This window comes from Streptomyces sp. NPDC004732, from assembly GCF_040609235.1.
In the GTDB taxonomy this organism is placed as follows: Bacteria; Actinomycetota; Actinomycetes; order Streptomycetales; family Streptomycetaceae; genus Streptomyces.
The window spans coordinates 223,413-243,042 of the sequence record NZ_JBEXJR010000005.1; the positions used below are offsets into that span (position 1 = coordinate 223,413).

16 protein-coding genes are annotated in these 19,630 nt (G+C 71.9%); 5 read left to right on the plus strand and 11 right to left on the minus strand.

Annotated features, from left to right (window positions below; translation table 11 throughout):
* The first annotated feature begins 47 nt into the window (after positions 1 to 47).
* On the plus strand, positions 48 to 2,525 hold the full coding sequence (locus tag ABZV77_RS16550; protein ID WP_356256537.1) for an ATP-binding protein: 2,478 nt from the start codon (positions 48 to 50) through the stop codon (positions 2,523 to 2,525).
* 72 nt (positions 2,526 to 2,597) lie between these two features.
* On the opposite strand, the gene nucS is transcribed toward ABZV77_RS16550, so the two are convergent.
* Complete coding sequence (nucS, locus tag ABZV77_RS16555; RefSeq protein WP_356256540.1) at positions 2,598 to 3,269, minus strand: endonuclease NucS; 672 nt, start codon at positions 3,267 to 3,269, stop codon at positions 2,598 to 2,600.
* Positions 3,270 to 3,523: 254 nt separating this feature from the next.
* On the opposite strand from nucS, the gene ABZV77_RS16560 reads away from it, so the two are divergent.
* Positions 3,524 to 3,916, plus strand: a complete 393-nt coding sequence (locus ABZV77_RS16560) for an SCO5389 family protein (protein WP_356256543.1) — start codon at positions 3,524 to 3,526, stop codon at positions 3,914 to 3,916.
* A gap of 67 nt (positions 3,917 to 3,983) precedes the next feature.
* Here the strand turns inward: ABZV77_RS16560 and ABZV77_RS16565 are convergent, their stop codons facing one another.
* The gene (locus ABZV77_RS16565) at positions 3,984 to 5,018 is read right to left on the minus strand and encodes an LLM class flavin-dependent oxidoreductase (protein WP_356256546.1); all 1,035 of its coding nucleotides are present in this window, start codon (positions 5,016 to 5,018) and stop codon (positions 3,984 to 3,986) included.
* Positions 5,019 to 5,228: 210 nt separating this feature from the next.
* Here ABZV77_RS16565 and ABZV77_RS16570 point away from each other — a divergent pair, with 210 nt between their 5' ends.
* Positions 5,229 to 5,561, plus strand: coding sequence for an ATP/GTP-binding protein (locus ABZV77_RS16570; protein WP_356256549.1), 333 nt, complete (start codon positions 5,229 to 5,231; stop codon positions 5,559 to 5,561).
* Between the two features lie 12 nt (positions 5,562 to 5,573).
* Here ABZV77_RS16570 and ABZV77_RS16575 read toward each other — a convergent pair whose 3' ends face one another.
* From ABZV77_RS16575 to mce, 8 genes are all read right to left on the minus strand, one after another.
* Positions 5,574 to 6,362, minus strand: a complete 789-nt coding sequence (locus ABZV77_RS16575; protein WP_356257613.1) for an ABC transporter permease — start codon at positions 6,360 to 6,362, stop codon at positions 5,574 to 5,576.
* A gap of 188 nt (positions 6,363 to 6,550) precedes the next feature.
* The gene (locus ABZV77_RS16580) at positions 6,551 to 7,741 is read right to left on the minus strand and encodes an ABC transporter ATP-binding protein (RefSeq protein ID WP_356256552.1); all 1,191 of its coding nucleotides are present in this window, start codon (positions 7,739 to 7,741) and stop codon (positions 6,551 to 6,553) included.
* Positions 7,742 to 7,850: 109 nt separating this feature from the next.
* Positions 7,851 to 8,681, minus strand: coding sequence for a hypothetical protein (locus tag ABZV77_RS16585; protein ID WP_356256555.1), 831 nt, complete (start codon positions 8,679 to 8,681; stop codon positions 7,851 to 7,853).
* A 195-nt stretch (positions 8,682 to 8,876) separates the two neighbouring features.
* The gene (locus ABZV77_RS16590) at positions 8,877 to 9,647 is read right to left on the minus strand and encodes an ABC transporter permease (protein ID WP_356256558.1); all 771 of its coding nucleotides are present in this window, start codon (positions 9,645 to 9,647) and stop codon (positions 8,877 to 8,879) included.
* A gap of 3 nt (positions 9,648 to 9,650) precedes the next feature.
* Positions 9,651 to 10,628, minus strand: coding sequence for an ABC transporter ATP-binding protein (locus tag ABZV77_RS16595; protein ID WP_356256561.1), 978 nt, complete (start codon positions 10,626 to 10,628; stop codon positions 9,651 to 9,653).
* 73 nt (positions 10,629 to 10,701) lie between these two features.
* Positions 10,702 to 11,637, minus strand: coding sequence for a cellulose-binding protein (locus tag ABZV77_RS16600; protein ID WP_356256564.1), 936 nt, complete (start codon positions 11,635 to 11,637; stop codon positions 10,702 to 10,704).
* Positions 11,638 to 11,819: 182 nt separating this feature from the next.
* A complete protein-coding gene (gene scy, locus ABZV77_RS16605) occupies positions 11,820 to 15,791 on the minus strand; it encodes a polarized growth protein Scy (RefSeq protein ID WP_356256567.1) in 3,972 nt (1,323 codons plus the stop codon).
* Positions 15,792 to 16,030: 239 nt separating this feature from the next.
* Complete coding sequence (mce, locus tag ABZV77_RS16610; RefSeq protein WP_055564221.1) at positions 16,031 to 16,471, minus strand: methylmalonyl-CoA epimerase; 441 nt, start codon at positions 16,469 to 16,471, stop codon at positions 16,031 to 16,033.
* A gap of 138 nt (positions 16,472 to 16,609) precedes the next feature.
* Here mce and ABZV77_RS16615 point away from each other — a divergent pair, with 138 nt between their 5' ends.
* Together ABZV77_RS16615 and meaB are read left to right on the plus strand one after the other, a co-directional pair.
* A complete protein-coding gene (locus ABZV77_RS16615; protein WP_356256571.1) occupies positions 16,610 to 17,812 on the plus strand; it encodes an acetyl-CoA C-acetyltransferase in 1,203 nt (400 codons plus the stop codon).
* 85 nt (positions 17,813 to 17,897) lie between these two features.
* Complete coding sequence (meaB, locus tag ABZV77_RS16620; RefSeq protein ID WP_356256574.1) at positions 17,898 to 18,854, plus strand: methylmalonyl Co-A mutase-associated GTPase MeaB; 957 nt, start codon at positions 17,898 to 17,900, stop codon at positions 18,852 to 18,854.
* A 62-nt stretch (positions 18,855 to 18,916) separates the two neighbouring features.
* On the opposite strand, the gene ABZV77_RS16625 is transcribed toward meaB, so the two are convergent.
* On the minus strand, positions 18,917 to 19,621 hold the full coding sequence (locus ABZV77_RS16625) for a PepSY domain-containing protein (RefSeq protein WP_356256577.1): 705 nt from the start codon (positions 19,619 to 19,621) through the stop codon (positions 18,917 to 18,919).
* Between the last annotated feature and the right edge of the window lie 9 nt (positions 19,622 to 19,630).

The following is a 19,630-nucleotide window of genomic DNA, read 5'->3' on the forward strand; positions in this document are numbered from 1 at the left end:
AAGGCCGGAGGGGGCTCTGCACACCACGCATCTGGGGGGCTAGGACCATGGACCCGATGAACCGGGGACCGGAAGAGTACGGCCACGACGGCAACCACACCGACGAGAACGACGAGAACGGCGAGAACTCGGCCGGTCCGGCCGACCCGGCGCGCTCCGGACGGCCGCCGCGCGATCCCATGACGCCCGATTTCGGTCAGCCCGCACCCGCGCTGGCCCGCACCGTCCAGCTCGTCTCGGGCGACTTCCTGCTCACGGTCAACCCCGTCGACGGCAGCGAGATCGAACCCTGCCCGCCGGGGGAGCGGCCCGAGCGGCCCGCCAAACGGACCGCGGCCGAACGCGCCGAGCTGCGCCGCGCCTCGATGCCGCCCGTGCCGCCGGGGCCCGCACTGCCCAGGCTGCCCCTGCTGGAGCGCCAGGAGGAGCGTGAGCGCCTCGTACGGCTCCTCGCACGCGGCCGCTCCGTACGGCTGACCGGACCCGCCGGATCGGGCCGCACAGCCCTCCTGGGCGCCGTCGCCGACGACTGCGCGGACCTCGCGCCCGACGGCGTCGTCCGCCTCTCCGGCTACCGCAGGACATCCGGCGAGCTGCTCCACGACCTCTTCGCCGCCGTCCACGACGCGCCGCTGCACCGCCCCGAGCGCGCCCAGCTCCTCGAACACGTCCACGAGATCGGCGCGGTCGTCGTCCTGGACGACCTCGAATTCGGCGGCGCCGCCCTCGACGAGCTGCTCGACGCGACACCCGAATGCGCCTTCCTCATCGCCGCCACGCCCGACGTGGCGGCGCCCTCCGCCGACTCCCACCTGGAAGAGGTCTTCCTCGGCGGACTCGGCCGCGGCGGCGGCCTCGAACTCCTGGAGCGCGCCGTCGGCCGCGTCCTCGACGACGAGGAGGCCAACTGGGCGGGCGACCTGTGGTTCGAGTCCGAGGGCCTGCCGCTGCGCTTCGTCCAGGCGGGCGCCCTGCTCCGCCAGCGCGACCAGCTCCGCGCCGACCCGCACGCCTTCGAGGAGAACGGCTACTTCGGGGACGCCCCCGTCGACGCGCCCTTCGCCGCCGACGACGGGCACGACGTGCCGCTGCCCTCGCTCGCCGACGGCGCCGCGCCCGCGGCCCTGCTCGCCTCGCGCCTCAGCCCGGCCGCCCGCGCCACGCTGAAGTTCGCCGTGGCCCTCGGCGGCGAGCTGCCGCACCAGGCCCACCTGCCCGCCCTCGTGGGCGACACCCACGCCGACGCGGCCCTCTCCGAACTGGTCGGCTGCGCCCTGGTCACCCCGGTCGGCGGGCACTACCGGCTCGCCGCCGGAGTCCGCACGCAGCTGGAGACCGTCGGGTACGCGGAGGAGTCCGCCGAGTACGCCCTGAGCGCCGCCCAGCACTACGCCTGGTGGTCCGGACACCCCTCCGTCACCCCGGAGCGGGTCGCCGCCGAGGCGGACGCCGTGCAGGCCGCCCTCGCCGCCTTGGTCACCACGGAGAGCGGCGCGGCCGTGCTGCTCGCCCGCACCGCGGCGCCCGCCTTCGCCGGTGGGCTCGCCTGGGCCGCCTGGGAGCGCGCCCTGCGCTCCGGCCAGGAGGCGGCGCGGAACGCGGGCGAGGTGGCCGAAGAGGCGTACTTCCACCATGAGTTGGGGATCCTCGCGCTCTGCGGCGGGCAGCTCGACCGGGCCCGCGCCGAGCTGGAGGCGTCCATAGGGCTGCGCGGCGCACTCGCCGACAAGCGCGGCATGATCTCCGGGCGCAGGGCCCTCGCCCTGGTCGCCGACCGCTCGGGCGGCGCACTGCCCGGCGGGCGCACGGCCGCGGCCGAAGAGGTGCCCGACGCACGCTACGAGGAATCGGCGTCGCCGCCCGGCGGCATCCCCGCCGCGTTCGCCCTGCCCGAACCGCCTCCGGAGCCGGACACGCTGGTCACCAGCAGGGTGACGCCCGCCCCCGGGGCGGGTCCCGCGCCGAGCCGCCGCTCCATCATCAGCGGCACCCGGCGCAACCTCGTCGCGGCGGGCGCGGGGGCCCTGCTCGCCGCCGTCCTCGGCACCGTCGTCACGCTCGGCGCCACGTCCGGCAACGACGACCCGCCCGGCGACAAGGTCACGACGGAGCAGTCGGCGAAGGAGGACCGCGACGGCGACGGCCTCACCGCCGACAAGCCGCAGAAGGACTCCACGAGCCGCGCCGACACCCCCGGTGAGGAAGGCGTGTCCGACACCTCGGGCACCCCCTCGCCCAGCGACAGCGGCGACCCCTCGGACAAGCCGAGCGAGAGCGGCGAGCCGTCGGACAAGCCGACCGAGCCCACGGACAAGCCGACGAAGCCGACCGACAAGCCGACCAAGCCCACGGACAAGCCGACCAAGCCGACGACCCCGCCGACGAAGCCGCCGACGACCCCGCCGACGAAGCCGCCGACCACTCCGCCCACGACCCCGCCGACCCCGCCCGAGAGCGACTCTCCGCCGACCTCGCCGGACATCTCGAACTCGGCGAGCGGCCCGGGGGCAGAGGACAGGATCTGAAAAGAGGAGGGCCGGGTCCCGATGGACCCGGCCCTCCTGCAGGTGCGTACGTGTGCGGATGCCTCCGCGGCGTCAGAACAGCCGCAGCTTGTCGTCCTCGATGCCGCGCAGCGCGTTGTAGTCCAGGACGGCGCAGCCGATGCCGCGGTCCGTGGCGAGCACCCGTGCCTGCGGCTTGATCTCCTGGGCGGCGAAGATTCCCCTGACCGGCGCCAGGTGCGGGTCGCGGTTCAACAGGTCGAGGTAGCGCGTGAGTTGCTCGACGCCGTCGATCTCGCCGCGGCGCTTGATCTCGACGGCGACGGTCTGCCCGTCGGCGTCGCGGCAGAGGATGTCGACCGGGCCGATCGCCGTCATGTACTCACGACGGATGAGTGAATATCCCTCACCGAGTGTCTCGATCCGGTCGGCGAGCAGCTCCTGAAGGTGTGCTTCCACGCCGTCCTTGATGAGGCCGGGGTCCACGCCCAGCTCGTGCGAGGAGTCGTGGAGGACTTCCTCCATCGTGATGATGAGCTTCTCGCCCGCCTTGTTGACGACGGTCCACACAGCGGAGTCGTCCCCGGTCCCCTCCTTCAATGTGCAGGGCGGAGACATCCAGTTGAGCGGTTTGTAGGCCCTGTCGTCGGCGTGGATCGAGACGCTGCCGTCCGCCTTCACAAGGATCAGGCGGGGCGCCGACGGGAGATGGGCGGTGAGCCGGCCCGCGTAATCCACGGAGCATCGGGCAATGACGAGACGCATGGGGCGCAACGCTACTCGACTCGGGGTGGTGTGCGCGATTCGCCCGTCCCGCTCCCGGCGCCCCCGCGCTGAAGAGGCGACTTGTCCGTCGATGGGCCTGTTCGATCCTGGCCGGTTATGCGCCCAATCTCCTGGTGCGGTGAACGCCCGGTGCCTACCGTAGAAGCTAGAGGTCGTCATCCGTGCACGCTGCGTAGGCGGACTCCATCCCTGTCCGTAAGCCCCCGCTCCCCGGGGGTGCGAGAGGAGAACCCATGTCGCTCGACGTCTCACCGGCACTGTTGGAACAGGCCGAGCGAGGCGAGGTGGACGAAGCAGAATTCGTCGACTGCGTCCGGACCTCCCTGCCTTTCGCATGGGAGATGATCAGCTCCCTGGTGGCCCAGTTGAAGGTCGACGGCGGCGAGTTCGCCGACAACCAGACCCCGCCGCCGGACGAGCAGGCACGTGGCCAGCTGCTGCGCGCGCTCGCGAGTGACGCGATCCGCGGTGCACTGCAGCGGCACTTCGGGGTGCGTCTGGCATTCCAGAACTGTCACCGCGTAGCGGTCTTCCCGCTCGACTCGTCGGTGGACGAGCGGCTGGCCCGCTTCACCTCGATCCGAGGCCAGCTGCTCAACCAGTCCCCCGAACTCAGGGACTGCTGAAGCCTGTTGCTGCCGCTCCGTACGCGGGAGGTGTTTCAGTCCGGAGCGGCAGCTCCTCAGGCGGATCTCAGCCGAGCTGGGGGAGCACTTCGGCGCCCAGCCTCCGGACGTTCTCCTCCGTGGCCGCGAGGTCGCCGGAACCCTCCACGAGCAGTGCGAAACGGGTGATGCCCGTGCGCTCGGAGGTGGCGGCGAGCCGGTCGGCGCAGACCTGCGGGGTGCCCACGGGGTGCAGCCCGCAGAGCAGTTCCGTGTAGGCCACCGGGTCCCGCATGGCGCGGTGCCTGCCGTCCACGGTCACATGGGCGTCCAGGCCCTGCTTCAGCCACCCCGGCATGGCCTTCTGTAACGTCTCGGCCGCGTCCAGCCGCCGGTCCGCGATCTGGGCGACTCCGGCGGAGACGTGCGAGGCCGCGGAAATGTCGTCCGGCGTATGCCCCGCAGCACGTGCGTGGCGATTCCACAAGGCCACCATTTCGGCCTTCTCGTCGTCACCCACGTGCATGCCGAGGAGCATCGGCAGACAGCGCTGCGCGGCGAGCCGCACGCTGGACGGCGAGGTGCATGCGACGACCACCTCGGGGCCTGCGGTGCCCTGTCCGTTCAGGGCCTCCTGCGGGCGTGGCACGACAGCCACCTCACGGAACGAGAACCGCTCGCCGCGGCCCTCGACACGGGCTTCCCGCAGCCACCGGATCAGCAGATCGAGGGATTCGGGGAACCCTTTTTCGTACGCCTCCAGGCCCGACCCGAACACTTCCAGGTCCACCCAGGGCCCGCCGCGTCCCACGCCGAGCGAGAAACGGCCGCCCGACGTCAGGTGCAGCAGGGCCGCTTGCTCGCCGAGCGCCACGGGGTGGACGGTCGGGAGTACGCTCACGGCTGTGCCGACGCGGATCCGCCGCGTCCGCCCGAGGAGCAGCGCCGCGAGGGTCACCGCCGACGGGCACGTGCCGTACGGCACGAAGTGGTGTTCGGCGAGCCAGACCGAATCGAGCCCCGCCTCCTCGGCCACCTCGGCGGACCGCACCGCCCGGTGCAGTGCCTCCCCCTGCCCCTGTCCGGGGAACTGGGCGGCCAGAACAAAACTACCTACACGCATCGAACTCCTGCCTCCTTGACGCCGACGCAGGCACTCCCCCTACGGGCAACAACGCATGACACGTGCCAAAGGCACGGCCTGGCAAGAAGATTGTTTGATTTTCCGTGCAATGGACGGGGGCCGGAGCCGTCAATCCGGGCCGGGTACCCCTCGGCGTGGCGCGTAGGCTGGTCACACCCCTGACCGCCGTACAGCCCGTGAGGTGTTTCCGTGTCCCCGCGTCGCAACCGCCCCAAGGGCGCCGGAGAGCCGAAGCCGTCCACGGACCCGGAGCCCTCGGGCCGCTACGGCGGCTTCCAGAGCGCCGAGAGCTGGCAGGGCGAGGAGTGGAGCGTGCGGCACGTGGCGGGCGCGAGCGCGGCGGGCAAGCGGTACCGCTGCCCGGGCTGCGACCAGGAGATCCCGTCGGGCCTCGCGCACGTGGTGGCCTGGCCCGAGCACTCCGGCGTCGACGAGCGCAGGCACTGGCACAAGGCGTGCTGGAACGCGAAGGACCGCCGCACCACGCGGGTGCAGCGGTCCCGTAACGCACCGAGGCACTAGCGCCTCGTACGGCTAGACGTCGCGCTTCTCCAGGAGGGCGAACGCCCCGGCGACGGCGGCCGCCGTGACGACGACGAGCAGCGTCAGCTGCGAGCCGCCGCTGGCGCCCGTGTCGTCCGCGCCGAAGATCTTGGCGAGGGCCGTGATGGCGTTGTAGTCGTTCATCTTCTCGCCGAGCGGCTGCGTGCTCTCCCAGATCATCAGGAACCCGCCCAGGATCGCGGGCAGCAGCACCACGCCGAGCATCGCCGTGATGGCGCCCGCGGAGTGCCGCAGCATCGAGCCGACGGCGAGCGCGAGCACACCGAGCAGCGAGACGTACAGACCGCCCTTGAAGACCGACCCCACCCAGGGGAGGTCGCCCGCCTCCGGGCCGCTGTTGGCGGCCGACGCCGCGAGGCCCACCAGGAGGATCGATCCGGCGGACACGACGAAGGCGACCACGAAGAAGATCAGGATCTTCGCGGTGAGGACGCGGGAGCGCTGCGGCGACGCGGTGAACGTCGTACGGATCATGCCCGTGCCGTACTCGGACGAGGTGACGAGCACGCCCAGCGTGATCAGGCAGATCTGGCCCAGCATCAGGCCGAAGAAGGCCGGGACGGTGAAGGGCATGTCCGCGTAGTCGATCGGGTCGGTGTTCGCCACGGCGAGCAGGCCGATGCCGACGACCAGGAGCAGGAAGGTGCCCAGGGTCCACATCGTGGAGCGGACCGACTTGATCTTCGTCCACTCGGAGGAGAGGGCGTTGCCGAGGTGGGTCTTCTTGACCGGGATCGGCGAGGTGTAGGCGTTCGCCATCGCCTGCTGCCAGGCGGAGGGCGGCGCGGGGGCGGCGGGCGGGGGCGCCGTCGGAGCGCCCTGCATCGGAGCGCCCTGCGCGGGAGCCCCCTGCATCGGGGCGCCCTGCATCGGGGCGCCCGCCTGTGCGTACGCCTGCTGGGGCTGCGCCTGCGGCTGCGGCTGCTGCTGCGGCGTCGGAGGCGTGGTCATCGCTGGTCCTCGCTGTCGCGCTTGGTCATGTCGGGGGCGGGGGCGGCGGGGGGTGCTGCCGGGGCGGGCTGCTGCTGCGGCGCCGCGGCGTACGGGTTCGGCGTCCCGGGTGCACCCTGCGGCTGCTGCATCGCGAAGGGCTGGCCGCCCGGCTGGGGCGGCGGCGGGGCGTACCAGCCGGGCTGGCCCTGGCCGGGCACCGGCGGCTGCGGCTGTCCCGGCGGCAGTGCGCCGGGCGGCATCTCCTGCTGGAGGCCCACGCGCTGGTCGACCGTCGAGCGGTAGTCGACGGCGCCCTGCGTCATCCGCATGTACGCCTCTTCCAGCGAGGCCTGGTGCGGGGAGAGCTCCCACAGCCGGACGTCCGCGCCGTGCGCGAGGTCGCTGATGCGGGGGAGCGGCAGGCCCGTGACGCGCAGCGCGCCGTCCTGCTCGGGCAGCACCTGGCCGCCTGCCTCGGTCAGTGCGGCCGTCAGCTTCTCGCGGCCCGTGGCCTCGCCGTCCGGCGTGCGCACCCGCGCGAAGTCCGCGGAGTTGTGCGAGATGAAGTCGGTGACGCTCATGTCGGCGAGCAGCTGGCCGCGGCCGATCACGATCAGGTGCTCGGCGGTGAGCGCCATCTCGCTCATCAGGTGGGACGACACGAAGACCGTGCGACCCTCGGCCGCGAGCGACTTCATCAGGTTGCGGACCCAGAGGATGCCCTCGGGGTCGAGGCCGTTGACCGGCTCGTCGAAGAGCAGCACCTGGGGGTCGCCGAGGAGCGCCGCCGCGATGCCGAGGCGCTGGCCCATGCCGAGCGAGAAGCCCTTGGAGCGCTTCTTCGCCACGTCCTGCAGACCCACGACGCCGAGCACCTCGTCGACCCGGCGGGCCGGGATGCCGGAGAGCTGCGCGAGGCAGAGCAGGTGGTTGCGGGCGTGCCGCCCGCCGTGCACGGCCTTGGCGTCGAGGAGCGCACCGACCTGGCGGGGCGCGTTCGGGAGCTTCCGGTACGGATAGCCGCCGATCGTCACCTGCCCGGCGGAGGGCGCGTCGAGCCCGAGGATCATGCGCATCGTCGTCGACTTGCCGGAGCCGTTCGGCCCGAGGAAGCCGGTGACGGTTCCGGGCCGCACCTGGAAGGAAAGGTTGTACACGGCTGTCTTGGCGCCATAGCGCTTCGTCAGGCCGACTGCCTCGATCATTCTCCGCACCCATCGAATGGTTCAGGACGTCGGGGCACACGCCCCCGTAAGGGTTAGGAGGATAACTGTGAGCTGACGGTTCCAGCCAAGAGGAAGTAAAACCGTTGCTTCACACGGACGGGTCGGGTAGATCCGTCCACGGCAGCACCCAGCCCTCCTCGGCGAAGAGCAGGGTGCCCCGTGCGCGCAGCTCGGGGTCGGCGGCCGCGCTGCACACCCAGGTCGCCGCGTCCGGGCCGAGCAGCTCGCGCAGCGGCGCGGACGCGGCGAGCAGGGCGTCGAGGAGCGCTGCCTGGTCGCCGCCGCCGGGCCGGGGCAGGCCGGTGAGCGGGTCGGCGAGGACGCCGCGCGCGCTGACGTAGACGGACGCTGCAGTGAGCCGGTCGCCGGACGGCAGGGTCATGTCGTATGCGTCTCCGGAGAGCGGGATCCGCCGGTAGTTGGGGAGCTCGGTGGCGTCGACCGCGGGGAGCTGCGCCGGGTCGAGCCAGGAGACGACGAGGGTGAGCGGCGCCCCGGCGTGTGCGTAGGGGGCCGCCGCCACGTACCCGGCCCGGCCGATGTGTGCCGAGCAGCCCACGCCGATGCCGCGCAGCCGCACGGGCACCATCGGCACGGCGGCGGGGATGCCGAGCCGCCCGAGCTTGTGGGCGAGCTGGCCGGGGGAGGCGTTCGAGCCGACGGCGACGACGGGGTGGCGTCCGGCGACGGGAGGCTGTCCGAGGGCGCCGAGGACGTCGTCCAGCGTGCGGTGCGGCCCGTGGCCCGTCCCGTCGACGGTCCACGCGCCGAGTCCGCCCGGCCGCGGATGCAGCGCGAGCAGCTCGGTTCCGGTCAGCAGGGAGGGCGCCGTGACCGGCAGGCCCGGGTAGGCGAGGGGCTGCAGCGCGGGCACGCCGTCGAGGCCGAGCGCCGCGAGTGCGCGGTCCTGCGCCGTCACATGTCCCCCTGGAGTACCGCTAGGGCCTGTGTCGGAAGTCCCGTCGTTCGCCCGGAGGGCGGGCCCCGCGGCGTCCGGTGCGTGCGATCGCAAGGCGGAGGGTCGCCCCGATACTGGTTGTATCGGGGTGTCCCGACAACGCGGCGAGCGGGCGTGCCGGGCGTCGCGGGGCAGGCGGGACTTCCGACACAGGCCCTAGGCGTCCCGTTTCTTCAGCAGTACGTACCCACCGATCAGCACGAGCACCACCCACGCCACCATGATCGCGAGACCGCCCCACGGCCCGTACGGGGTGTCGTCGTCGAACGGCGACTTGACCTGCATGATCTTGCTGCCCGCCTGGTCGGGCAGGAAGCGGCCGATCTTCTTCGTCGCCGAGACGTTGCCGAGGATGCTGGAGATCAGGAAGAAGAACGGCATCAGGATGCCGAGGGAGAGCATCGGGCTGCGCAGCATCGTCGCGACGCCCATCGAGAAGACCGCGATCAGCGTCATGTAGACCGCGCCGCCGATGACGGCGCGCAGCACGCCGGGGTCGCCGAGCTGCGCCTTGTACTGGCCGAGCATCGCCTGGCCCACGAAGAACGTGATGAAGCTGGTGACCAGGCCGACCACGAACGCGAGCAGCGTCGCGACGGCGATCTTGCCGAACAGGAACGTGGCGCGCTGCGGGACCGCCGCGAGCGAGGTGCGGATCATGCCGGTGCTGTACTCGTTCGAGACGACGAGCACCCCGAAGACGATCATCGCGAGCTGGCCGAGGGACATCCCGGCGAAGCTGATGTAGGTCGGGTCGAAGGTCAGCTTGTCCTTGGCGTCGAGCCCGTCGTAGTCGTTCTTGGACAGGATGCTGATCAACATGCCGAGCCCGATCGTGACGACGACGGCGAGGCCGAGCGTCCAGAGGGTCGACGAGACCGAGCGGATCTTGGTCCACTCCGATTTCAGCACTTGTGCCGCGGCCATCGCTCAGGCTCCCCTCTGCTGCTGTTGCCAGCCTTCGCCCCAGCCGGTGGGCGGCGGCGGCTCCGCCGCTCCGTGGTCCGTGTGGGCGTGGTACTCGACCGACTCCGCGGTGAGCTGCATGAAGGCTTCCTCCAGCGAGGCCTGCTGAGGGCTCAGCTCATGGAGGACGAGCTGATGGCCCGCGGCGAGCTCGCCGAGCTCCTCCGAGGGGGTCCCGTCCACTTCGAGGGTGCCGTTGCCCGCCTCGACGGCGGTGATGCCCGCCTCGTGCAGGACGTCGAGGAGGCGTTCGCGCTGCGGGGAGCGGAGTCTCACGTACGACCGGGAGTTCTGCCGGATGAAGTCGGACATCGACGTGTCGGCGAGGAGGCGGCCCTGGCCGATGACGACGAGGTGGTCGGCGGTGAGCGCCATCTCGCTCATCAGGTGCGAGGAGACGAAGACCGTGCGCCCCTGCGCGGCAAGGGACTTCATCAGGTTCCTGATCCAGTGGATGCCCTCGGGGTCGAGGCCGTTGACGGGTTCGTCGAACATCAGGATCTCGGGGTCGCCGAGCAGCGCCCCGGCGATGCCGAGGCGCTGGCCCATGCCGAGCGAGAAGCCCTTGGCCTTCTTCTTGGCGACGGCGGTCAGCCCGACGGTGTCCAGGACCTCGGTGACGCGGGCGCGCGGGATGCCGTTGCTCTGCGCGAGGCAGAGCAGGTGGTTGAAGGCGCTGCGGCCGCCGTGCATCGCCTTGGCGTCGAGCAGGGCGCCGATGTACGTGAGGGGGTCCTTCAGCTGCGCGTAGTGCCGTCCGTCGATGCGGACGGCCCCGGCCGACGGGTTGTCGAGCCCCAGCAGCATCCGCATGGTCGTGGACTTGCCCGCGCCGTTCGGCCCGAGGAACCCGGTGACCATGCCCGGGCGGACCGTGAAGGTCAGATTGTTGACGGCCACCTTCTCGCCGTACCGCTTGGTCAGCCCCTCGAGCTCAATCATGCAGCAACGCTAAAACGGGACAAAGCCCCCTGCCACTCGGTGGCGGGGGGCTTCGGTGCCCTGCGGGAGCGCTTCAGCGGGTCTGCTGGGCGGGAACTCCCCGGGAGATGGGCTCGTCCTCCGCGGGCGTGCCCGCGGCGGCGACCGCCGCGCCGGTCAGCGTCGCCAGCATCTCGCGCACGTTCGTCAGCTGCGCGTTGATGGAGTCGCGACGGTTCGTCAGAGCGGCGAGCTCGCGCTCGGACTCCGAACGGATCCGGTCCGCCTTGGCGTTCGCGTCGGCCACGATGTCCTCGGCCTGGCGCTGCGCCGTCTCCACCGTCTGCCGGGCCCTGCGCTCCGCGTCGGTACGCAGCTTCTCGGCCTCCAGACGCAGCTGCTCCGCGCGGTGCTCGATCTCCGCGAGGCGCTTCTCCGCCTTGGCCTGACGCGAGGCCAGGTCGCGCTCGGACTGGTCGCGGCGCTTGGCGAGGTTCGTCTCGAAGTCCGCGGCGGCCTGGGCGGCCTTGGCGCGGGTCTCCTCGAAGAGGGCGTCGGCCTCCTCGCGCTTGGACTGCGCGTCCTTCTGGGCCTCGGCCCGGAGCGCGCTGGCCTCGCCCTTGGCCTTCTCGACGATCCGGACGCCCTCGTCCTCGGCCTTGGCCTTGCGCTCGGCGGCGAACGACTCGGCGTCGTTGCGCACCTGCTGGGCGGCGGACTCGGCGAGCTCGCGGTGCTGCTCGGCGGCGCGACGGGCCTCCTCGCGCAGGTCCTTCGCCTCCTCCTCGGCGAGGCGGAGGATCTTCTCGACGCGGGCACCGAGACCGGCGTACGACGGCTCGGCGTCGGCAACCTGGGCCTGGGCGTTCTGCGTCTCGAGGTGCAGCTCCTCGATGCGCTTTTCCAGAGCAGTGATACGAGCAAGAGCGCTGTCACGGTCGGAGACGAGCTTGGAGATACGTTCGTCCACCTGAGCGCGGTCGTACCCACGCCGCACAAGCTCGAAGCCGTAGGGGGAAGTGTCGCTCATGGGGTTCCTGTCGAATGAGACCGGTGAGGTGATAGAGGGAATCCTAGGGGTCCAAGCGGCGTGTCATCGAGCAGATGCCCGTTTGATCTGGAGAATGACACCCCTTTTGAGTGGTCAACGGCAGGAGTGCTTGCCAGAGACAGGGCCAAAGGTCCTTTCAGAGCACGGGTGATGCTCCTTGGCTACCCATCCGACTGCTTGCCACTCGAACGAGTTGACCCTGCCGCGGCTCCGGCCTTGACGCCACCCGCGGCCGAGCCGCTGTTCGGCCCGGTCTTCGCACCGCCCGACGGGGCCTCGAAAGACTCCAACGCCTCCAGCACGTCCTGGACACGGGAGATCTCCGCATTGATGTCGGCCCGGCGGCGCACCAGCACCTCGAGCTCCTGCTTGCCCTCTTCCACCGTACGCGTCGCCTCGGCCTCGGCCTCCGCCTTGATGCGCTCGGCCTCGCGCGTCAGCTCGGTCTTCTTCGCCTCGGCCTCCTTCAGGAGACCCTCGGCCTTCTTCACCGCGGAGATACGGACCTTGCTCGCCTCGGAGTTGGCGTCGGAGACGAGCTCCTTGGCCTTCGCCTCGGCCTCGGCAAGCTGCTCCTCCGCGGCCTTGACCAGCGCGTCGCAGCGCTCGCCCGCGGACTTCATCGCCTCCGCGGACTCGCGGCGGGCACGCTCGTGCAACTCCTCGATCTCGGCCGTCAGACGGTCGCGCTGCTCCTCGGACCGCTCCCTTATGGCGGTCGCGTCGCCACGGGCGCCGACCAGCAGTTCGTCCGCGTCCGTACGGGCCTTCTCCACCCGGGAGTTGCCCTCGACGGTCGCCGCGGAGACGAGCCGGTCGGCCTCCTTGCGGGCCGCGCCCACCATCGTGTCGGCCTGCGCCTCCGCGTCCGTCGTCGCCTTGAGCGCCTTCTCCTGCGCGTCCGCGGTCAGCTTCTCCGCCTCGGCGACCGCCTCCGTGATGAGCGTGTCGACCTGCTCGGCCGCTTCCTGACGGCGCTTGTTGGCGGCCTGACGGGCCTCGTCGAGGGTCCGCTCCGACTCCTCGCGCGCCTCGGACGTGAGCCGCTCGGCCTCCCGCGCCGCGTCCGCCTTGACGCGCTCGGACTCGGCGCGGATCCGCTCGGAGTGCTGCTGCGCGGAGTTGACCGTCTCCGCGGCCTCGGCGCGCAGCCGCTCCGCGTCGCCGGACGCGTCCGAGATGAGCTTCTCGGCCTTCGCCACCGACTCCGCGCGGACCCGCTCCGCCTCGGTCGCCGTCTCGGCCGTGAGGCGCTCGGCCTCGGTGGTGGACTCGGTGCGCAGCCGCTCCGCCTGCTCCGCCGCCTCCGTGCGGACGCGCTCGGCCTCCGCGACCGTGTCGCTCTGCAGCTTCTCGGCCTCGCTGCGGGCCTCGCCGATCAACTGGTCGGCCTGGCCCGCCGCGTCGCTGCGGATGCGGTTGGCGTCCTCGCGGGCGTCGGCCCGGGTGCGCGACGCGTCCTGCTCGGCCTGCGCGATGGTGTCCGACGCCTCCGTGCGCACCCGCTGGGCGTGCTCCGAGGCGTCCGAGCGCATCCGCTCGGCCTCCGCGATGGCCTCCGAAACCGTGCGCTCCGCGAGCGACTTGGCGGCCTCCGAGGCCTCCGTCGCCTCGCGCCGGGTGCGGTTGGCGTCCTCGGTGGCGCGCTCCCGCTCGGCATAGGCGTCGGAGCGGACGCGGTCGGCCTCCTCCTGCGCCTCCGTCTTCGTGCGCTCGGCGGCGTGCTCGGCGGCCGAACGCAGGCCCGCGACCTCTTCCTGCGCCGTCTCGTGCAGACCGGCGACCGAGTCCCGTACGGACTGGGCGTGCTGCTCGGCGGCGGAGACCATCTCGGTCGCGCGGCGGTCGGCCTCCTCGACGAGACGGATCGCCTCGGCCTGCGCCTCCTCGACGCGCTTGCGGGCGGACGCGAGCAGCTCCTCGCTCTGCTCGCGGGCCCGCTCGCGCTCCTGGTCGGCCTCCGCGCGGGCGGAGCCGAGGGTCTCCTCGGCCTCGCGGCGGCGGCGTGCGGCCTCTTCCTGCGCGGCGGCCAGCGCCTCCGCGGCCTCCGTGCCGACGCGCTCGGCGGCAGCCGCGGCCTCCGCGCGCACGCGGTCGGCGGACTCCTGCGCCTCGGTCTTGAGCCGCTCGGCCTCGGCGGCGGCCTCCGAACGCAGCCGCACGGCGATGTTCTCGCCCTCCGCGCGGGCCTTCGAGGCATCGGCGGCGGCCTCCGTGCGCAGCCGCTCCGCCTCGGTCTCGGCCTGCGACTGCAGCGTGCGGATCCGCTCGGCGGCCTCCGTGCGCAGCCGGTCCGTCTCGTCCGAGGCCTCCTTGCGGATGCGCTCGGCCTCCGCGCGGGCCTCGGTCAGCGCCTGCTCGGCGGCGGAGAGACGCTCCTCGGCCTCCGTGTGCAGCCGCGTCAGCTCGTCGGCCGCCTCGGTCTGGCGTGCCGCTATGGCCTGCTCGGTCTCCTCGCGCAGCGCCTGCGCGGCCTCCTCGGCCTCCGACTTCGTGGCCTCGGCCTGCTCGGCGGCCTCTTCGCGGTGCCGCTCGGCCTCCGCGCGGGTGCGCTCCAGGGTCTCCTCGGCCTGCGTGCGCAGGGTCGTGGCGCGCTCGACGGCCTCGGCGCGGACCCGGTCGCTCTCGGTGGTCGCGGCCGTGCGCAGCTCGTCGGCGTCGGCCTTCGCCTTGGCGAGCAGCTCCTCGGCGGACCTGGCCGCCTCCTCGATCTGCTGGACGGCCTCGCGCCGCGCCTCGCCCCGGATGCGCTCGCCCTCGGCGGCCGCGTCGGCCCGCAGCTGCTCGGCCTCGCCGCGCAGCCTGCGCGCCTCCTCCTGCAGCTCGACGGTCTTGGCGCGGTACTCCTTGGTGTCGTCCTTCGCCGCGCCCTTGAGCCCCTCGGCGATGTCGTGCGCCTCCGCGCGCAGCCGGTCCGCCTCGGTCTCCGCCTCGGAGCGGATCCGCTCGGCCTGCTCGGTGGCGGCCTTCGTGGTCTCCTTGGCGTCCTTGGAGGCCTTGTCCAGGACCTCCTCGGCGGTCCGTGCGGCCTTCGCGAGCTGGCCCGCGGTCTCCTCGGCGGTGATCGTGCGCGCCTTCTCGGCGGCGTCCGAGATGAGCTTCTCGGCCTCCGCGCGGGCGTCGGCGACCAGCTGCTCGGCCTCGGACTTGGTGGCCTCGGCCTCCTTGGTGGCCTCGCCGACCAGCCGGGCCACCTGCTCCTTGGCGGTGCGCGTGCGCTGTTCGTTGGCGCCCTCGGCGGCCTGGAGCTGCTTGCTCGCGGTGTCCTTGGCCTCGGCGAGCACCTTCTCGGCCTCGGCGCGCGCCTCGCGCAGCGCCGTCTCGGCCTCGGTCATGCGCTGCTCGGCGGCCCGGCTCGCCTCCGCCGTCTGGCGGCGCGCCTGCTCGGACTCGGTCGCCGTGGTGGAGCGCAGCTGCTCGGCGTGGTCGGTGGCCTCCTGGGCCTGCGTCGACGCGGCGTTCAGGAGGCGCTCGGCGTCCGTACGGGCACGGCGCAGGATGGCCTCGGCCTCGGTGCGGGCGGCCTCGGCGTCACCGGCGAGGCGCTGCCTGGCCTCCTCGGCGACGCGGGCGGCCTCCGCGCGGGCGGCGGCCAGGGACTGGTCGGCCTCGGTGCGCGACTCGTCGAGGAGCCGGCGGGCCTGCTGTTCGGTGCGGGCCCTGAGCTGCTCGGCCCAGGCCACGTTCTCGTTGACGTGCGACTCGACGGTCTGCCGGCGCTCGTTCAGCTCCTGGTCGAGCTGCTGGCGCCGCGTCACGGCCTCGGTGTGCAGCTCGGACTGGAGCCTGGCCTGCTGCTCGGCGTGCTCCTGGAGGATGCGCTGGGTCTGCGCCCGGGCGTCCCGCAGCTCGCGCTCGGCGTCGGCGCGCAGCTGTTCGGCCTGGATCTGGGCATTGCGGAGCAACTGCTCGGCCTGATACCCGATGTCCGCGCTGTCGTAGGCAGGGCGGGACGCGAGGTTGCGGCGCGCCTCGTGCAGCTTGGCGCGCAACACCTCGACCTGGTAGCCGAGGTCCTCGGCGTGCTGGACGGCCTTCTCCCGCTCGGTCTTCAGCCGGTCCATCTCGGCCTCGAACCGCGACAGACTGTCGGTCTCAGTCCGCGAGTTCTCTTGGCGTTCGTAGCCCCGCACTGCGCGGTCCCATCCTTCCCCAAGCTCTTCGAGCAGGGGATGCCCCAACCCTGGTCGCAAGTCTCTCCAACGAGCCTCGTCCATCCGCCGAACGGGGCCCCCGGGTGAATGGTGTCAGATCAACAGCGGAGCATGGGCTGCTGCCCCGACGCTCTTCCCCCGAAACCCGGACCCCGGCACTTGGCCGCCCCGACTTCGGACGGCCTGCCTCTCACCCTACCGGCCCAGATATACGGAGGTCAGTGCTCCTGTGACTCGGAGGGCGCCGAAGTGACAAGTTCCGTGAGTACTCCGTGACAGTCCTTCGGGTGCAAGAAGGTGATGCGCGAGCCCATGGAGCCGATACGGGGCTCGTCGTAGAGGACGCGTACGCCCTTGTCCTTGATGGCCGCGGCGTCGCCGTCCACGTCCGCGGTGCCGAAGGCGATGTGGTGCACGCCCTCGCCGTTCTTGGCCAGCCACTTGCCGACCGCGGAGTCGTCCCGGGTCGGTTCGAGAAGCTGCAGGTAGGAGGCGCCCCCGTCACTGGTGTCATTGATCTTGAGCATGGCCTCGCGCACGCCCTGCTCTTCGTTGACCTCGGAGTGGGTCACCTCGAATCCGTACGTCGCGCGGTAGAACTCGACGGTCTTGTCGAGGTCGAAACAGGCGATCCCGATGTGATCGATTCGCGTCAGCATGCTTCAAGTGCAGCGCTTGATGCAGTGATTACGCAACGTGCGCGCGATCACAGTCGCCGCCCGGTGACGGCAGGGGTACTGCTCAGTACATTCAGATAAACCCTCGTTAACTCCTCTCCTCCCAAGGGGTCGTCGCACATGGCAGGAACGACCGGCACAACCTCAGTGATCGTCTCGGGCGCACGAACGCCCATGGGCCGTCTCCTCGGCTCGCTGAAGTCCTTCTCGGGTGCGGATCTGGGGGGCTTCGCGATCAAGGCCGCGCTCGAGCGCGCGGGCATCGGAGGCGACCAGGTCCAGTACGTGATCATGGGTCAGGTACTGACGGCCGGGACAGGGCAGATCCCGGCACGCCAGGCCGCCGTCAAGGCGGGCATCCCCATGAACGTCCCCGCGCTGACCATCAACAAGGTCTGTCTGTCGGGTCTCGACTCCATCGCACTCGCCGACCAGCTCATCCGTGCAGGTGAGTTCGACATCGTGGTGGCCGGCGGCCAGGAGTCCATGACCAACGCCCCGCACCTGCTCCCCAAGTCCCGCGAGGGCCACAAGTACGGCGCGATCGAAATGATCGACTCCATGGCGCACGACGGCCTGACCGACTCCTTCGACGGCGTCGCGATGGGCGAGTCCACGGAGAAGCACAACACCCGCCTGGGCATCCGCCGCCCGGAGCAGGACGAGGTGGCCGCCCTCTCCCACCAGCGGGCGTCCGCCGCCCAGAAGAACGGCCTGTTCGAGGCCGAGATCACCCCGGTCGAGATCCCGCAGCGCAAGGGCGACCCGGTGCTCTTCGCCAAGGACGAGGGCATCCGCCCGGAGACCACCGTCGAGTCCCTCGCCAAGCTGCGCCCGGCCTTCGCCAAGGACGGCACGATCACCGCGGGCACGTCCTCGCAGATCTCCGACGGCGCGGCCGCCGTCGTGGTGATGTCCAAGGCCAAGGCCGAGGAGCTGGGCCTGGCCTGGATCGCCGAGATCGGCGCGCACGGCAATGTGGCGGGCCCCGACAGCTCGCTCCAGTCGCAGCCGTCCAACGCCATCCAGCACGCCCTGAAGAAGGAGGGCCTGTCCGCATCGGACCTCGACCTGATCGAGATCAACGAGGCCTTCGCCGCGGTCGCGGTGCAGTCAATGAAGGACCTCGGGGTGTCCTCGGAAAAGGTGAACGTCAACGGCGGAGCCATTGCGCTGGGTCACCCGATCGGTATGTCCGGCGCGCGTCTCGTGCTGCACCTCGCCCTGGAGCTGAAGCGCCGGGGCGGCGGCGTGGGTGCGGCCGCGCTGTGCGGTGGCGGCGGCCAGGGCGACGCCCTGATCGTGAAGGTGGCCAGGGCCTAGCCTCCGGCCGACCGCTGTCCCCGCTGTCCCTCGGGCATGTGCGTTAGTGCCCCGTACGTGCTCGTACGTAGTGAACGGAGCTGTGATGCAGGACGTCCCCTCCCTGGTGGCGCAGGCCCGCGAGGGCAGGCCACGGGCCGTGGCCCGGCTGATCTCACTGGTCGAGGGGGCGTCACCGCAGCTGCGCGAAGTGATGGCGGCGCTGGCGCCGCTCGCCGGCCATGCGTACGTGGTCGGCCTCACGGGATCCCCCGGTGTCGGCAAGTCGACATCGACGTCCGCGCTGGTGAGCGCCTACCGGCGGACCGGGAAGCGGGTCGGCGTCCTCGCCGTCGACCCGTCGTCCCCCTTCTCCGGCGGCGCGCTCCTCGGCGACCGGGTGCGGATGTCCGACCATGCGTCCGACCCCGGCGTCTACATCCGTTCCATGGCCACCCGCGGCCACCTCGGCGGGCTCGCCTGGGCCGCGCCGCAGGCCATCCGGGTCCTGGACGCGGCGGGCTGCGACGTCATCCTCGTCGAGACCGTCGGCGTCGGACAGTCCGAGGTGGAGATCGCCTCCCAGGCGGACACCTCGGTCGTGCTCCTCGCGCCCGGCATGGGCGACGGCATCCAGGCGGCCAAGGCCGGAATCCTGGAGATCGGCGACGTGTACGTCGTCAACAAGGCGGACCGCGACGGCGCCGACGCGACCGCGCGCGAGCTGAACCACATGCTGGGCCTCGGCGAGTCCCGCGGCGCCGGTGACTGGCGGCCGCCCATCGTGAAGACGGTCGCGGCGCGCGGCGAGGGCATCGACGAGGTCGTCGAGGCCCTGGAGAAGCACCGGGCGTGGATGGAGGAGCGAGGCGTCCTGGGGGAGCGGCGGGTCGCCCGCGCCTCCCACGAGGTCGAGTCGATCGCCGTGACGACGCTGCGCGAGCGGATCGGCTCCCTGCACGGCGACCTCAGGCTGTCCGCGCTCGCGGAGCGGATCGTGGCGGGGGAGCTGGACCCGTACACGGCCGCGGACGAGCTGGTCGAGGGCCTGACGGAGAGCTGAGACATGCCACAGGGGGCGGCGTCGGTGACGCCGCCCCCTGTGGCGGTAGTGATCGCTGGGTGTCAGTCGTCGTCCTGGCCGTCCTGACCGTCGTGGTCGTCGTGGTCCTGACCGTCGTGGTCCTGGGCGTCCGAGTGGTCCGCCGTGACCTTGCCGGTCTTCAGGTCGACGTTGTACTCGGACTCGGCACCCTTGGCGCCGGTCGTCTCCACGTTCCAGGCGGTCGCCGTGCCGTCGTCGTCCAGGTCCACGGAGGTCACCGTGCCCTTGCCGGCACCGGCCTTCGCGGCGTCCGCGGCACTGACGGACGCGCCCTTCAGTGCGGAGTTCACGCGGGCGGCGTCGGCGGCGTCCTCAGCGGCGTCGTCCTTGTCGGCCTTGTCGGTCCAGGACCCGAGGACCTTGCCCGTGCCCGGGTCGACCTCGACGCTGTGCCAGGTGCTGCCCTTCAGGACGTCGACGTCCCAGACCAGGCCGCCGTCCTCGTCGTCGAGCTCGGCGGAGACCGCGGTGCCGGGGGTGTCGGCGAGGGCCGCCCTGATCGCGTCGGCGGCGGTCACCTTGGCGGCCTTGGCCTCGGCGGTGTTCTCGGCGGCGTCGTCGCGGTCGTCGTCCCGGCCGTCCTGGTCGTCGCGGTCGTGGTCCTTCAGCTGGACGGTCGACTTGCTCGCGGCGCTGTCGTCGTCACCGCCGGTCGCGAAGGCGGCGGTGCCGCCTCCGATCAGGGCCGCGGCGGCGACGGTGGCGATGACGATGTTGCGCTTCATGAGGGTCCT

Bases quoted from the DNA above. Each gene is read 5' to 3' on its own strand.
- ABZV77_RS16600 (WP_356256564.1), bottom strand. From the start codon at position 11,637: ATGAGCGACACTTCCCCCTACGGCTTCGAGCTTGTGCGGCGTGGGTAC.
- ABZV77_RS16550 (WP_356256537.1), top strand. From the start codon at position 48: ATGGACCCGATGAACCGGGGACCGGAAGAGTACGGCCACGACGGCAAC.
- ABZV77_RS16615 (WP_356256571.1), top strand. From the start codon at position 16,610: ATGGCAGGAACGACCGGCACAACCTCAGTGATCGTCTCGGGCGCACGA.
- ABZV77_RS16565 (WP_356256546.1), bottom strand. From the start codon at position 5,018: ATGCGTGTAGGTAGTTTTGTTCTGGCCGCCCAGTTCCCCGGACAGGGG.
- ABZV77_RS16625 (WP_356256577.1), bottom strand. From the start codon at position 19,621: ATGAAGCGCAACATCGTCATCGCCACCGTCGCCGCCGCGGCCCTGATC.
- ABZV77_RS16580 (WP_356256552.1), bottom strand. From the start codon at position 7,741: ATGATCGAGGCAGTCGGCCTGACGAAGCGCTATGGCGCCAAGACAGCC.
- meaB (WP_356256574.1), top strand. From the start codon at position 17,898: ATGCAGGACGTCCCCTCCCTGGTGGCGCAGGCCCGCGAGGGCAGGCCA.
- nucS (WP_356256540.1), bottom strand. From the start codon at position 3,269: ATGCGTCTCGTCATTGCCCGATGCTCCGTGGATTACGCGGGCCGGCTC.
- ABZV77_RS16560 (WP_356256543.1), top strand. From the start codon at position 3,524: ATGTCGCTCGACGTCTCACCGGCACTGTTGGAACAGGCCGAGCGAGGC.
- mce (WP_055564221.1), bottom strand. From the start codon at position 16,471: ATGCTGACGCGAATCGATCACATCGGGATCGCCTGTTTCGACCTCGAC.
- ABZV77_RS16595 (WP_356256561.1), bottom strand. From the start codon at position 10,628: ATGATTGAGCTCGAGGGGCTGACCAAGCGGTACGGCGAGAAGGTGGCC.
- ABZV77_RS16590 (WP_356256558.1), bottom strand. From the start codon at position 9,647: ATGGCCGCGGCACAAGTGCTGAAATCGGAGTGGACCAAGATCCGCTCG.
- ABZV77_RS16575 (WP_356257613.1), bottom strand. From the start codon at position 6,362: ATGGCGAACGCCTACACCTCGCCGATCCCGGTCAAGAAGACCCACCTC.